Consider the following 14,271-nt stretch of genomic DNA (forward strand, 5'->3'; position numbering starts at 1 on the left):
GCCGCGGATGCTGCCAGAATCACTGCGCTTCGCCACGGGCAAATGAGGCGTCCCTCGCGCCGGCTCGCCCGCCGTCGGCGCGCAGCCGGGGACGATCCCGACCCGGGCGGCCCCCGTGGGCGACGACGCGTCGGCGCAGGTCGCTGTCCCCCGGGCTCAGGCCCTCTCGGGCGCCTCGCGGTAGACCACCCGGCCGCCGAAGAAGACCAGGAGCCCGAGCGCGATCCACACGATCTCCTTGGCGCGCTTGATCAGGACGAACGCGGCGCCCACCGTGACGGCGCCCGGCACGCCCAGCGCGCCGAGGAGGGCGACATAGCCGGCGTCCTGCACGCCGAGCCCGGACGGGACCATGAAGGCGGCCGCGCGGAGCATCGCGAGGACGACCTCGAACCGCGCGCAACTCCGCCGCGACACCCCCGCGCGGCGGCGCGGCTGCCGCGCGCCAGCCACGCTCCAGTCATCGAGCCCCGTCGGGCCGCCGGGAGACTGGCGCGCTCACGCCGCAGGGGTCACCCGGATCCGCGCGATGAACTCGCCGGCAGCGCCGGGCTGCGACCCGACGGGGGTCAGCGTGACGCTGGCCTCGAGCGCGCGGCTGTGAGGGCAGACGAGCCGGCTCCGCGCGACCGCGCGCGCGCTCGGGAGCGGGGCCTGGACGTCGACGAGCACCGACGCCACGTCGCGCCCGTAAAGCAGCTTCTCGTCCACGCCGAACAGCTCGTGGGCGCTCGGGTTCGCGCCGAGGATCTCGCCCTCGCGATCGAGCAGGAGGCACGGGTCGGCGATCTCGGCGAGGAGCGCCCTCGACCGCTCCTCGAGCTGCGACACGCTCTCCATGGCGATCACGAGCTCTTCCTCCAGCTTGCTCACCGACGCCTTCACGCGAGACAGCGAGTCGTACATCCGCGCGACCGTCGCGGCGATCTGCCGGACCTCCATGGCCTCGAACGGCTTGCGGAGGATCAGCAGGTTGGGCGCGCACCCGAGGTCGCTCGCGATCTCGTCCCAGCTATAGTCGGAATAGGCGGTGCAGATGACCGTGTAGATGTCCGGCGCGACGCGCCAGATCCCCTTGATCGTCTGGATACCGTCGATGCCCGGCGGCATGCGCATGTCGACGAACGCAAGGAAATACCTGCTCGGGTTCGCCTCGACGAGGGCGATACCATCCTTGCCCGAGTGGGCGGAGTCGATGGAGAACCTGAGCCCGTGGAGGACGTCGGAGGCCTCCTCGGGCGGCTCGGCGCCGAACAGGCGCGACTCGAGGGCGTGGAGCCCGCGGGCCATCTCCGGATCGTGGAGCGACCTGGGCACGAGCATCCGCTCCATGAGCACATGGATGTCCGGATTGTCGTCCACGACGAGGATGGGTCGACTGGTCGGTTCCGAAACCATGAAGATCCTCTCACGTCACTCCGGCCCGGCCGCGGGCCCCCGGGGTCTACCGCCGATGCCGCTCCCCGAGCCGGCGCCGGACCGCCGCGACGCGCAGCTCGGTCCGCGCGACGCTGGCCGCGGTGCCGATCACGCCGGGCATCGCCGCCAGCGCGTCGAGCACCGCGTACGCCGTGTCGAGCGGCATGCTGTCGTCCTTCAGCCCGAGCCTCTTCCCCTCGCGGTCGACGACCTCCGCCGCCGCGGCGCTGCCGAGCGTCCGACCCAGGAGCTCCACGAGCTCGGCGCGATCACATCGAGGGGTGCTGTCACGGGATCCCATGCCTCGCGTTTCCTGAACGTCGCGTTTCCTGAACGTCGCGCTTCGCGGCAAACATTGGACTCGCTGTCACGAGAGGTGTCAACAATGAGCGTGATCGCAGCTACATCCATCCAGTTGACTCAAACTCAATAGCTGTAATCCAGACCACACACAGATGCGGCGCCCAGGCGCTGCGGGCGAGATCGGCGCGGGCCCCGGGCCCGCCCTCTCCGGGTCGTGCGCCGGCGGCGCTCGTCTCGCGGCGCGGCGCGGCGCGGCGCGGGGGAGCGCGAGCGGGCAGCGGCTCCGTGCCCGGGGCCACGCCGTCGGCGGGGTTCGCGCAGATCTCCCTCCATCAGCAGAGGATGTCCGCTCGCGGGCGAGCGCGGGCGAAAGGGCGCGCTCGCTGCGACGGGCGCGTAGCCCCGCGCCAGGATCGGCTATCGTCATGAGGTCTCGCCGCGCGAGGCAGAGCGGCCGCGGCGGCGGCCGGGCGCGGCGGCGGGGTGGCGGAAGGAATAGCGAAGGTGGCGACAGATCAGGACAGCATCGAGCGGCTCCGGGCGGAGAACGCCGGGCTGCGCAAGGAGATCGAGAGACTGCACGAGCAGCTCGGCCGCCGCGAGGAGCGGACGCGGCTGATCCTGCAGGCGGCCATCGAGGGATTCCACGTCGTCGGGATGAACGGCGAGATCCTCGACTGCAATCCATCCTTCGCCAGCATCGTGGGATACGATCGGAGCGAGCTCCTGACGATGCACATCGGCCAGATCGACGCGCGGCCGGCGCACGAGGTCGCCGCCGTCATCGAGGAGATCAGGGCCAAGGGCGCGCTCCGCTTCCTCGCCAGGCACGTCCACAAGGACGGTCACGTGATCGACGTCGAGGTCAGCTCGCACCTCGTCCAGAGCGGTGATGAGCAGTTCTTCTCGGCCTTCTCGCGCCCCATCACGGAGCAGCTCCGGCGCGAGCAGGCGCTCCGCGAGAGCGAGCAGAAGTTCCGCGCGATCTTCGACGAGACCACGATGTTCATCGGCCTGCTCACCCCGAAGGGGGACCTGCTCGAGGTCAACAGGACGATGGCCGACTTCACCGGGGCTCGACCGGGCGACGGCCGCGGCGAGCCGCTCTGGCGGGCGCCGTTCTGGGGCGGCGCGCCCGGCGCGGAGGAGCACATCGAGGCGTGCGTCCAGAAGGCCGCGTCGGGCGCGCCTTCCTCGTGCGAGGTGCAGATTCACGGGCCGGGCGGGCGCGCGGCCACGATCGAGCTGAAGATGAAGCCGATCCTCGGCGCGTCGGGGGAGAGCGTCCTCGTGATCGCCGAGGGGTACGACGTGACCGAGCTCCGCCGGGCCGAGGCGGAGCGGGCCGCGCTCCAGGAGCAGATGATCCACGCGCAGGAGGCGACGATCCGGGAGCTCTCGACGCCGCTCATCCCGCTCGACGCGGGGATCCTCGTGATGCCCCTCGTCGGCCGGCTCGACCGGGTGCGCATCGAGCAGCTCCTGGAGCGGCTCCTGCACGGGGTGGTGGCGCAGCGCGCGGCCACGGTGATCCTCGATGTCACGGGCGTGCCGGTGGTGGACGCCGAGATCGCGGACTCGCTGCTCAGGGCGGCTCAGGCGGTCAAGCTGCTCGGCGCGGAGGTCATCCTGACGGGCGTCCGCCCCGAGGTCGCGCAGACGATGGTGGGCATCGGCATCGATCTACGGGAGATCGTCACGCTGAGCTCGCTCCAGAGCGGGCTCCACCACGCGCTGGCGCGCGCGCGCCGCGGGAAGGTGCCGAGCGGCCCGCGGCGCCGCGAGGGGTGACGGGCGGCAGGGGCTCGTCACCGGCGGATCGGCTCGGCGAGCCAGCGCACCAGCGCTTCGGCGTCGAGATCGAGCAAGGCATCCTCGACCTCGCCCGGTCCCATCGCGAGCGCGCGCTCGACGATGGATTGCTCCTCCTCGGTCGTCGGCCGGCGCCCGACGCGCCGGGCGAAGAGGCGGCCGAGCAGCTCCGCGATGGCCTTCTGCGCTCCTTTCTGCTCGCCTCTCTTTTCCCCCCGCCTTTCACCCCTCTTCTCACCGCGCTTTTCACCCCTCTTCTCGCCGCGCTTTTCACCCCTCTTCTCGCCGCGCTTTTCACCCCTCTTCTCAGCGCGCTGGGCTGCTTGCCGCTCGGCCTCCAGGATCATTTCGCCGATGATCGGCATGCTCCGGAGCAGCTTCTTCTCGGTCTCCCTGTCATCGAACAGCATGGCGAGCTCCTTCCGCAGATCATGTCCCCAAGGGTCGATGGCCGCCATCACCAGGAGCGCGGTAGTTAGCTCGTTCCGCTCCTCGCCGACCGCCGACGCGCAGACGCAGCGCCTTGTCGAGGCGTCGCTCGAGCTTCGTCACCTGGGTGTCGATCCAGCCGAGGACCTCGACCGAGCGGTGCTCTGGGGCAAATACGCGCGCCAGGTCTCCGGGGCGCCGTCGGGCGATGTGACGCAGGGTGATGTCGGCGTTTCCCATGCGGCGCGCGGTTGGCAGGTCGCGTGCCAGCAGGACGGCGCGCCGAGATCAGCGCGGCGCCGGGGAATGCTGGGGCACGAGGGGCGCTCCGGAGGTGGCGGCGCCATGGCGGCGACGGCACTGCCGCCCTGCGGGCCACCTGGCCGGGCGCTCTCGTGATCAGGCGAGCGCGATGCCCGCCGTCGCGGTCGTCGCTCAGGCGCTGCGGCCGCGCGCCTCGCGCACCAGCGCCACCATGGCCTTCCGCACCTCGTCGGTCGTCGTGACCGGCGCGCCGAACGCGAGCCGCGCCGCCTTCGGCCCCGCCGGCGTGATGACGTCCAGCTCGAAGCCGTAACGGTCGACCGACGTCATCGTGGCGCCCGTGGCGTCCCTGATCCCGGCGAGCGCCTTCGCATACGCGAGGACGGCGTCTGTGTGATCGGCGTTCATGTGCTCGAGGATGCGCGCGGCGTCGGGCGCGAGCGGATCGGGCTCGGCGGCCGCGTACTCGGCGGCCTCGACCCACGACATCCGGCCGAAGCCGCCGACATAGCGGATCGACACGGGGTCGAGCCGGTAGAAGGAAAAGTCAGTGAAATCCACGTAATACGACGCGCGCGGGTGCGCCGCGAGGAACCTCGTCCGGGCGGCGGCCGCCTCCGGGCCCTCGAGCGGGCGACACGGGCCGATCAGCGTCATGCGCCCGAGCGCGAGCGGGTCTGCCCGGCCCTCGGCGGGCTCGGCGAGGAGCAGCGACGCCTCGGCGCGCGCCTTGAGGTTGCCCGTGTGCTCGGCGAGCGCCGAGAGCAGCAGCAACGGGCGCCCGTGCGCGTCCACGGCGACCGTGACGAGCGATCCATAGGGATAGCCCGCCGGATCCCGCGCCTGCGTGCACAGCGTCGCGGCGCGGGCGCGCTCCGCCAGGGTGCGGCAGCGCTCGGCGTGGCTGGGCGCCCGCGCGCTCTGGACAGGGTGCTCCGCCTCCGGCCCCGCGACGGCGCCGGGCCGGCCGTGGTCTGTGGTCGACGACATGGAGGGCGGGTAGCATGCCCCGAAGCCCGCCGGAACCCGGCAGCGCGCGCCCCGCGCCTGCTCGGCGGGCTCGACCATGAGCGGTACCTGAGCGGTACCTAGTTCGCGCAGACGACGCCGGTGACGCCGCGGACCTCGCAGCTGTTGCCCCAGTTCCACTCGATGTTCCCCTGGGAGAAGAACAGGTGGCAGTTGTCGAACTCGGTACACGGCGCGTCCGGGCCGTACGACACGAGCTGGGAGTAGCCGTTGATCTCACACGCCCAGAGCGCGCACGTGGCCGCATCGCCGCATTCGTTCCAGCCTTCACACGCGCCGTGATGCCCGTAGGCCTCCCCCGGCGCGGTGATCAGCACGCCGTCCGGGCACGCGGCGCAGGGGCCGCCGCAGTCGACGCGCTCTTCACCCTGGTTCTGCACGCCATCGTCGCAGGTCGGGTCCGGCGGGGGCACCGCCCCGCCGCAGACGATGTCGGTGACGCCGCGGACCTCGCACCAGTTACCCCAGCTCCACTCGATGTCCCCCCGGGAGAAGAACAGATTGCAGTTGTCGAACTCGGTGCACGGCGCATCCGCGCCGTACGACACGACCGAGGGGTAGCCGTTGATCTCACACGCCCAGAGCGCGCACGTGGCCGCGTCGCCGCAGCCGTTCCAGCCCTCGCACGCGCCGTGGTGCCCGTAGGCCTCCCCTGGCGCGGTGATCCTCACGCCCTCCGGGGGACATGCATCGCAGGGACCCCCGCAATCGACGCCGGACTCGCCCTGGTTCTGGACGCCGTCGTCGCAGGTGGGCGCCGTGTAACAGACGCTCAGCATCGGCCGCCTCGCCGCGTTCGCCTCCTCGCTGCTCTTGAACTCGGTCTTCAGGACCAGATCCTCCTCGAGCGCGATGCCCTGGTTGTCCCCTGCGTCGGACCAGCCCTGGACGAGCGCCGTCAGATCGGCCGTGACGAAGCCGGCGATCTGGCTGGGCGCCGCGATCGTGCTCGCGACGGCCGCGTCATAGCTGCTGGCCGAGCTCGCCCACGTCGCGGTCGCCTCCGACCAGGGCGAGGTCACCTTGTGCACGCGCACCGTGCTCTCGCCGGTCCTCCAGACCTGGTAGAGCTTCAACGTGGCCGAGTCGATGACCGAGCCCGCAGGGATGAAGCCCACATCGAACTTGAGGAGCGAGCGCTTCTCGCCGCCGCTCCACAGGCCGCTGTACAGGAGCAGGCTGCCGCCGCTCGCGTGGGTCGGCGCCGCCGCGTCGAGGAACGTGTCCTCGACAGCGCTGCCGGGCAGGCCGCGCTGGACGTCCACACACACCGACAGCGCCTGCGTCGCCCGGCCGACGCGCTCGCCGCTCTCGCCGCCGAAATCCCCTGTTTGACCGACGGTGCCCGCATCGCACGCGGCGAGGCCCAGCGTCGAAATCGCCCCGAGGATTGTGATCTTGACAGTCTTTTTCATCACAGCGCTCCTTCGCCCAAAGGCGGATCCGTCCCCAGATGCCGCTGCCTGCCCCCCGACGCGGACCACCCAACAACGTCGCGCGACCTCGACTGCCGAGGTTCGCGAACGGAGCACAGAGCGGCGATATTGTGCGTATCAAGGCCCACAACGTGGTGTCAATGAGCGACTCGAGGCGCCGCACGAAGTCGACACGAGATCCCTTGATCCGGTGATCCCGTGGTCCGGTGTGGAAACGCCGGTGTCGCGCGTCGACGGAAGCAGTCCTGCGGAAACACCGGTATCGCGTCCCGACGGAAACAGTCGGTCGCTCTCGTCCCGCGCGTGGCTCGCGTTCCGCGCGTGCCGCTCCCCCGCGTCGCTACGAGGGCACGACGCGGAGCCGCCCGCGCTGCGCCGCCGCCTCGCGGCCGCCCGCCTGGGCCTCGGCCGCGCGCGCGGGCCGGGCTGCGGCCGGCGGCCACGCCGCGAAGTCCTCCGGCAGCGGCCCCGGGAGCGCGGGTTGCGCCGTCCGCTCGAGGAGCTGGAAGTCGCAGCGCGCGACGAGGTCGAGCGGCAGCCCCCGGTCCGGACCGCCCTTCGCGTACCACGCCCGCGCCGCCTGCACGTTGCGGATGAGCACCGCGTGCTGCGGATCGCGCTTCGCCGCCGCCGTGAAGTGATCCTGCATCGCCTGCCAGTCGCGCCGGGCCGCCGCGACGCACGCGAGCGCGTTGTACGCGAGCCCCGGCAGCGGATGGCCGAGCTCCAGCGCGCGCGCGGCGTGGCGCTCCGCGAGGTCGAGCTGCCCCGCGTCGAGGTAGGCGACCCCGAGCTCCAGGTGCGCCGCGTGGTGATCGCCGAGCCGCGCGAGGATCGCCCGGCGCTCCTCCACCCCCTCGCAATAGAGCTCGCGGAGCCCCTTGTTCTTCTCGAACCAGGCGCTCATCAGCGCCGTGTCCTCCTCCGAGGCGTCGAACGGCGTCTTGAGCTCCTGGAAGTCGCCGCGGAAATAAACGTCGCGCTCGAGCCAGCCGGCCGCCTCGGCGTCGTCGAAATCGCGCGTCCCGGGGTAGATGGACAGGCACGAGAAGATGTACTGGTGCGGCCTCGCCTCCTCCAGGAACGCGAGCGTCTCCCGGAACGTCTCCGCCGTCTCGCCGCGATTGCCCAGCATCATGTAGTAGCGGACCTGGATCCCGTACTTCTTCGCGAGCTCGGTCGACTCGATGATCTTCTTGACCGTGATCTTCTTGTCGATGTTCTTCAGGATCGACGGAGAGCCCGACTCGACGCCGAGGCTCAGGCGCTGACAGCCGGCGAGGCGCATCTCCCGGAGCAGGTCCTCGCCGAGCACGTCGACGCGCGTGTCGCAGCTCCACAGAAAGGAGATCTTGCGCTCGCGGATGCCGCGGCAGATCTCGATGACGCGCTTCCTGTTCGTCGTGAAGGTGTCGTCCTTGACCTGGACCATCTTCACGGGGAGCTTGTTCACGGCCGCCTCGATCGCGTCGAGCACGTAGGGCACCGACTGGCCGCGGAAGCCGCGGCCCCAGGTCGCCTCGGCGCCGCAGAAGGTGCAGGCCCAGGCGCAGCCGCGCGAGGTCATCACGATGTGCGTGGCGAAGTGGTCGTGCGGCGACTCGAGCGCGTCGAGGTCCTCGATCGCGGCCCGGGGCGGGCCGAGCTCGACGCGGCCGTCGACCCGGTAGGCCGTGCCGGCGATGCCGAGCGCGGGCCGGCCTGCCTCGAGGCGGTCGAGGAGCTCCAGGAACGAGTGCTCGCTCTCGCCGAGCGCCACCGTGTCGATCTCGGGGTGATGGCGCATCATCTCGGCCGCGAGCGGGGTCGCGTGCGGGCCGCCGACGACGATGTGCGCCGCGGGGTGGAGCCGCCGGATGCAGCGCGCGGTGAGCGCCACGCCGCGCCGGTTGGCGGTCCAGCACGACAGGCCGAAGACGTCGGCGTCGAGCTCGCGCACGATCCGCTCGACCTGCGAGAACGGGTACGACGAGAGGTTCAGCACCTTCACCTGGTGGCCCGCCCGGATCGCCTGCGCGCCCAGCGAGAAGAGCCCGTACGGGGTCTGGTGGAAGTCCGGGTCGAGGTCGCCGTCGCGATAATCGGCCGGCGGGCCGTCGCCGCTCGTGTCCGGCGCCTCGCCGGGCGCGGGGATCTTCCAGGGCGGTGGGTAGAGCAGCGCGATGCGCATGGGTCGTGCCTCTCGGGTGCTGTCCGTCACGCGGGCGCGGCGCCGCCCTCCATCAACGCGCCGCCCACGCCGCCGGCGTCGATGCGGCGCGCGCGCGCGATCCGCGCGTAGAGCTCGGCGCTCGGCCGCGGGCTGCGCTCCTGGGTCACGTGGTCGACCTCGACCAGCCCGAAGCGCGGGGCGTAGCCCTCGGCCCACTCGAAGCTGTCGAGCAGCGACCAGTGCATGTACCCGCGCACGTCGACGCCGCGCTCGATCGCCCGCGCGACCTCGGCGAGGTGCCGCACGAGGAACCGCGGGCGCTGGTCGTCGTCGGCGTCGGCGATGCCGTTCTCGGTGATGTACATCGGGACGCGCGCGCGGGGCCACCAGGCGTCGAGCACGTGACCGAGCCCCTCCGGGTAGATCTCCCAGCCGAGATCGCTCACCTCGGAGCCCTCGGGGACGAGGCGCCGGAGGAACCCGGCGCGCGCGTGCGCGGCCGAGAAGCGGACGAGATCGCGGCTGTAGTAGTTCACCCCGAAGAAGTCGTGCAGGCCGCTGTCGCACACGGCGCGCGCGAACGCGTCGTTGAACAGCCGCTCGAAGAGCGCCGCCCACATGCGGTCGGCGAGGCGCCCGAACCGCTCCGGCTCGATGACGCGCAGGTGGTGCGCGACGCCGACCTCGATGGAGTGGCCGCGGCGGCCCGCGGCCTCGTGCATGGCGCGGTACATGGCGGCGTGGGCGCGGAAGAGGTTCTGGTGGGCGCGCACCGCCTCGACCGGCGAGCTCCGCGCCGGCGGCCAGACGCCGAGCAGGTGCGCCTGGAGGGCGAGCATGTTGGGCTCGTTGACGGTGACCCAGAGCTGGCAGAGATCGCCGAGCGCCTCGACGGCGCGCTCGGCGAACCGCGAGAGGAGCGCCGGCAGCTCCTGCGAGAGGAGCCCGCCGCGCAGCGCGACCCAGCGCGGCAGGGTGAAGTGGTGCACGGTGACCATGGGGGTGATCCCCGCCTCGCGGTGCGCCCCGAGGACGTCGCGGTAGTGGTCCCACGCGGCCGGATCGAACTCGCCCGGCTCCCGCTCGACCCGCGCCCACTCGATGGAGAGCCGGTGGGCCCCCATGCAGAGCCGCGCCTGGAGCGCGACGTCCTCGCGGAAGCGGTGGAGCTGGTCGCACGCGGCGTCCGGCGTGTCCCCGCCGCGGACGCGCCCCGGCTCGCGCGCGAACGCGGCCCAGTCGCTCTGCGCGCAGTGCCCCTCGACCTGCGTGGCCGAGCCGGCAGTGCCGAACAGGAACGCGTCCGGGAAGCGCAGATCGTCACCCATGACCCCGCATCCTACGCGAACTCGCGCCGGGCGGCTGCCTTCCGGACAGGCGCGCGGGGCGCGGCGTTCAGCGGCGCGCTGCGGCGTGGCGGGGACCACGCGGCGGCGCGGCGGAGCGCGCCGCGCGGGCGCGCGATTGCCCGGCCGGTCGGCCGCCGGTACGATCGGGGCGGTGTGCGCAGTGCGGTGCGGCGGAGCGGCGGGCGCGGTGCGGCGAGCGCACGCCGTCGCCGTCGCCGTCGCCATCGCGCTCGCCGCGGCGCTGCTCCACGGGGCCGCGCCGGCCCGCGCGTCGGAGGCGGTCGGCGGGGCGACGGCGCAGGCGGTCGGCGGGGCGACGGCGCAGGCGGTCGGCTGGGCGACGGCGCAGGCGGCCGAGCTGACGCGCCAGGCCGGGGCGCGCGCCGCCGCCGGGGAGGCCGACGTGGCGCTGTCGCGGTACCTGGAGGCGGTCCACTTCGACGCCACCTACGGCCCGGCGTACCTCGGGCTCGGCGCGCTGTACGAGCGGGCGGGCGATCTGCGCGAGGCGGAGCGCACGTACACGGTGGGGCTGGACCACGTGCGCGGCTTCGTCGAGGGCCACCGCGCCCGGGCGGCGCTCCGGGCGCGCGAGGGGCGGCGCGACGAGGCGATCGCCGACCTGGAGGCGGCCGTGGCGCTCCGGGGCGACGACGCCGGGCTGCTGCAGGAGCTCGCGGCCGCGTACGTCGCGGCCGGCGCGCTGCCGGCGGCGCTCGGCGCGGCGCGGCGGCTCACGGCGCTCGCCGCGCAGGCCGGCGATTCCGCCCTGGCCGCCGCCGCGAGGACGCAGGCGCGCGCCCTGTCGGTGCTGGTCGGCGAGGCCGACCCGGTGCGGGCGGGCGGCCGCGATCGCGGCCCGGTCCGGCGCGCGCTCGCGGCGTACGCGGCGGCGCCGGCGCGGGCGCAGACAGGGAATCTGCGGCGCGAAGGGCGGTGATCGGCTCCGCCCGAGACACCGCATCTCCGGCCGGGTCGGACCGGGGAGCAGGCCATTGACGGTGGGTGTTCCTGTGACTGGCGATCGGTCGACGTCAGCCGATGCGGCGCCGCGGCGAGCGGGGCGCCGGGGGCCAAGGAGCTCGATCGGCCTCCTGCTGCCATCGAGCCGGGACAGGCGCAGCCCGCGCAGCCCCGGAGCGCGCTGGTCGACGCGGGCGCGCTACGCCAGCCGCTCCTCGACGATCATGCGCACGCCGTGCGCCGGCCCGGCATTGGCGGCGCGCACCTTCCCCGGGTCGGGCCGCAGGGACGCGAGGCGCAGCCGGTAACGCCGCAGGATCGTGCCGAGCAAGAGCCGCATCTCGTAGGCGGCCATGGCCGCGCCGAGGCAGCGCCGCGCCCCGCCGCCGAAGGGCACGAACTCGAACGGCGTGAACTTGCGCTCGAGGAAGCGCTCCGGATGGAAGCGCAGCGGCTCGGGATAGACGTCCTCGCGGAAGTGCGCGACCCCGATCGCCACGCTCACCCCCACGCCGGCCGGCAGGGCGTGGCCCATGAGCTCCAGCGGACGCAGCAGCATGCGCGGGCCGGGCGCCGGCGCGAGCGGGTAGCGACGCAGGGTCTCCTGGCAGACGGCCTCGAGGTACGGCTGCCGATCCAGCGCCTCCACCCCCGGGTCGCGCCCCAGCGCCGAGAGCTCGGCGCGCAGCCGCTCCAGCGCCGCGGCGTTCTCGGGCCGGTGCAGCGCGTAGAAGGCCCACGCGACGGAGATGGCCGTGGTCTCGTGCCCGGCGAACACCAGCAAGATGAGCTGGTCCCGGATCTCCTCGTCGGTCATGGGCCGGCCGTCCTCGTCGCGGGCCTCGACCAGGAGGCTCAGGATGTCCTCGCGCGGGCCGGCCGCGCGCGCCGCCGCGATCAGCGCGTCGAGCCGGTCGTGCACGAGGCGCTGCCGCCGCCGGAACGCGGCGAACGGGCCGACCCCGCCGAGCTCGCGCCGCAGCGACGGGAAGATCGCGATGAGCGGCGAGATCCCGTCGAGGAGCTCCAGGAGCAGCGCGGCCAGCTCGGCCATGCGCCCTGGCTCGCTCACGCCGAAGACGGCTTGCAAGATCACGTCGAGCGAGATCCGCTGCGCGACCTCGTGCACCGTCACGGGCTGTTCCGGCCGCCAGTCCGCCGTGTGCTGCTCGGCCAGGCGACACATCGCCTCCCCGTAGGCGCGCATGCGCGCGCCGTGGAACGGCGGCATCATGAGCCTGCGCAGCCGGCGGTGCTCGGGGCCCTTTTGCAGGAGCAGCGAGCTCTGCCCCAGGAACACGGCCAGGTCCGCCGACAGCGGGGCGAACGTGTCGGGATCCGCCGTGTAGATGGCCTTGATGCCAACGGGATCACCGGTGCACACCAGCGGCGGCTTGCCGGGAAACGTGAAGGGATCTCCGTACCTGCGCGCGAACGGCACCATGCAGCCGATGGGATCCCGCAGGTACCGGATCAGGCTCAAGAGCTTGCTGCTCGGCCCCGGCGGCAGGGTGGACATGCGCCGAGGCTATCAGCCGAGCAGGCAGGCACCTCCACCAAAGAAGCGCCAGCTGGCCACAGCCGAGACAAATCGCCACGAACTGTTCCCATGAGGAGCAGCTCACACCGCCGGACTCGGCAGATCGCTCTCGCCGCGTCCACCGCCCGCGCTCCACCGCTCTGGCACATCGACGGCTCTTCTGTCCGCTCCTCACCGCGCTCCGCTCGCGCGCTGGCACGGGATCGGCACGGAAAGCGGCGTCTGGACGCACGACCTGTGTGCATCGCGCCGCCGGGCGGGCAGCCCGGCGCGCCGGTAGGACCCTGAAGGGAGAAAGCGAGCACTCATGAAGGCGGTAGTCTTTCACGGCATCGGCGACATCCGGATGGACGACATCAAGGAGCCGAAGATCAAGGAGCCGACCGACGCGATCATCCGGATCACGGCGAGCGCCATCTGCGGGACCGATCTCCACTTCATCCGTGGCACGATGCCGGGGATGGTGCCGGGCACCGTGCTCGGCCACGAGGCGGTCGGCGTCGTCGAGGAGCTCGGCGCCGACGTCAGGAACCTGAGCAAGGGCGACAGGGTGGTCGTGCCGTCGACGATCGCGTGCGGCTACTGCTCTTACTGTCGCGCCGCGTACTACGCGCAGTGCGACAACGCGAACCCGAACGGCAAGCACGCGGGCACGGCGTTCTTCGGCGGCCCCAAGATGTCCGGGCCGTTCGACGGGCTCCAGGCGGAGTTCGCGCGCATCCCCTTCGCCAACGTCGGCCTCGTGAAGCTGCCGAACGGCGTCAGCGACGACCAGGCCATCCTGCTCTCCGACATCTTCCCGACAGCGTACTTCGGCGCCGAGCTCGCCGAGATCAAGCCCGGCGACACCGTCGCCATCTTCGGCTGCGGCCCCGTCGGCCTGTTCACGATCGCGAGCGCCAAGCTCATGGGCGCGGGGCGCATCATCGCCGTCGATCAGGTCCCCGATCGCCTCGAGATGGCGCGCGCGCAGGGCGCCGAGACGATCGACTTCTCCGCCGAGGACCCGCTGGTGGCGATCATGCGCCTCACCGGCGGCATCGGCGTGGACCGGGCGATCGACGCCGTGGGCGTCGACGCCGAGCGGCCGCACGACGGCCCCGCCCACAAGGAGGCGAAGCAGCAGGCCAAGGCGTTCGACCTCGAGGTCAAGCAGATCTCCCCGGACGCGCGGACCAAGGGCGACACCTTCCGCGCGGGCGACGGCCCGTCGCAGGTGCTGCAGTGGGCCGTCCGGTGCGTGGCCAAGGCGGGGACGATCTCGGTGATCGGGGTCTATCCGCAGACGTCGCGCACGTTCCCCATCGGAGAGGCGATGAACAAGAACCTCACCCTCCAGATGGGCAACTGCAACCACAGGAAGTACATCCCGAAGCTCGTCGACCTCGTGCAGACCGGCCAGGTCGATCCCACCACGATCATCACGAAGCAGGCGCCCCTCGAGTCCGCGATCGACGCCTACAAGGCCTTCGATCGGCGCGAGGCGGGGTGGGTCAAGGTCGAGCTCCGCCCGTCGGCGGCGGGCACGCCCGCGAACCTGAACCGCGCCGTGGCGTAGCCCGCGGCGCGACGGGG

General features: G+C 72.5%; 13 protein-coding genes. 4 read left to right on the plus strand and 9 right to left on the minus strand.

Going from position 1 to position 14,271, the window contains the following annotated elements:
- Positions 1-156 precede the first annotated feature (156 nt).
- The 3 genes from WME76_RS18350 to WME76_RS18360 are packed head-to-tail and all read right to left on the minus strand — an operon-like array spanning position 157 to position 1,720.
- On the minus strand, positions 157-453 hold the full coding sequence (locus WME76_RS18350; protein ID WP_437961386.1) for a hypothetical protein: 297 nt from the start codon (positions 451-453) through the stop codon (positions 157-159).
- Between the two features lie 45 nt (positions 454-498).
- A complete protein-coding gene (locus tag WME76_RS18355; RefSeq protein ID WP_437961387.1) occupies positions 499-1,398 on the minus strand; it encodes a PAS domain-containing protein in 900 nt (299 codons plus the stop codon).
- Positions 1,399-1,444: 46 nt separating this feature from the next.
- Positions 1,445-1,720 carry a hypothetical protein gene (locus tag WME76_RS18360; protein WP_437292027.1) on the minus strand — a complete coding sequence of 92 codons (276 nt, stop codon included), beginning with the start codon at positions 1,718-1,720 and terminating at the stop codon, positions 1,445-1,447.
- A 506-nt stretch (positions 1,721-2,226) separates the two neighbouring features.
- On the opposite strand from WME76_RS18360, the gene WME76_RS18365 reads away from it, so the two are divergent.
- Positions 2,227-3,513, plus strand: a complete 1,287-nt coding sequence (locus WME76_RS18365) for a PAS domain S-box protein (protein ID WP_437961388.1) — start codon at positions 2,227-2,229, stop codon at positions 3,511-3,513.
- Between the two features lie 17 nt (positions 3,514-3,530).
- Here the strand turns inward: WME76_RS18365 and WME76_RS18370 are convergent, their stop codons facing one another.
- Positions 3,531-3,944 carry a hypothetical protein gene (locus WME76_RS18370; RefSeq protein WP_437961389.1) on the minus strand — a complete coding sequence of 138 codons (414 nt, stop codon included), beginning with the start codon at positions 3,942-3,944 and terminating at the stop codon, positions 3,531-3,533.
- 37 nt (positions 3,945-3,981) lie between these two features.
- On the opposite strand from WME76_RS18370, the gene WME76_RS18375 reads away from it, so the two are divergent.
- On the plus strand, positions 3,982-4,362 hold the full coding sequence (locus WME76_RS18375) for a hypothetical protein (protein WP_437961390.1): 381 nt from the start codon (positions 3,982-3,984) through the stop codon (positions 4,360-4,362).
- Positions 4,363-4,398: 36 nt separating this feature from the next.
- On the opposite strand, the gene WME76_RS18380 is transcribed toward WME76_RS18375, so the two are convergent.
- The 4 genes from WME76_RS18380 to WME76_RS18395 form a co-directional block, all read right to left on the minus strand.
- Entirely contained in the window at positions 4,399-5,217 is an 819-nt protein-coding gene (locus WME76_RS18380; protein WP_437961391.1) for a HugZ family protein, read from the minus strand.
- Positions 5,218-5,315: 98 nt separating this feature from the next.
- Positions 5,316-6,671 (minus strand): DNRLRE domain-containing protein, encoded by a 1,356-nt coding sequence (locus tag WME76_RS18385; protein WP_437961392.1) that lies wholly within the window; start codon positions 6,669-6,671, stop codon positions 5,316-5,318.
- A 361-nt stretch (positions 6,672-7,032) separates the two neighbouring features.
- On the minus strand, positions 7,033-8,862 hold the full coding sequence (locus tag WME76_RS18390) for a radical SAM protein (RefSeq protein WP_437961393.1): 1,830 nt from the start codon (positions 8,860-8,862) through the stop codon (positions 7,033-7,035).
- 26 nt (positions 8,863-8,888) lie between these two features.
- Complete coding sequence (locus WME76_RS18395) at positions 8,889-10,172, minus strand: glycoside hydrolase family 1 protein (protein WP_437961394.1); 1,284 nt, start codon at positions 10,170-10,172, stop codon at positions 8,889-8,891.
- A 172-nt stretch (positions 10,173-10,344) separates the two neighbouring features.
- Here WME76_RS18395 and WME76_RS18400 point away from each other — a divergent pair, with 172 nt between their 5' ends.
- Positions 10,345-11,133, plus strand: coding sequence for a tetratricopeptide repeat protein (locus tag WME76_RS18400; RefSeq protein ID WP_437961395.1), 789 nt, complete (start codon positions 10,345-10,347; stop codon positions 11,131-11,133).
- A gap of 222 nt (positions 11,134-11,355) precedes the next feature.
- On the opposite strand, the gene WME76_RS18405 is transcribed toward WME76_RS18400, so the two are convergent.
- Positions 11,356-12,675 carry a cytochrome P450 gene (locus WME76_RS18405; protein ID WP_437961396.1) on the minus strand — a complete coding sequence of 440 codons (1,320 nt, stop codon included), beginning with the start codon at positions 12,673-12,675 and terminating at the stop codon, positions 11,356-11,358.
- A gap of 328 nt (positions 12,676-13,003) precedes the next feature.
- On the opposite strand from WME76_RS18405, the gene WME76_RS18410 reads away from it, so the two are divergent.
- Positions 13,004-14,254 carry a zinc-dependent alcohol dehydrogenase gene (locus WME76_RS18410; protein ID WP_437961397.1) on the plus strand — a complete coding sequence of 417 codons (1,251 nt, stop codon included), beginning with the start codon at positions 13,004-13,006 and terminating at the stop codon, positions 14,252-14,254.
- Positions 14,255-14,271 lie beyond the last annotated feature (17 nt).

This window comes from Sorangium sp. So ce119 (assembly GCF_051524405.1).
GTDB lineage: Bacteria > Myxococcota_A > Polyangia > Polyangiales > Polyangiaceae > Sorangium > Sorangium cellulosum_G.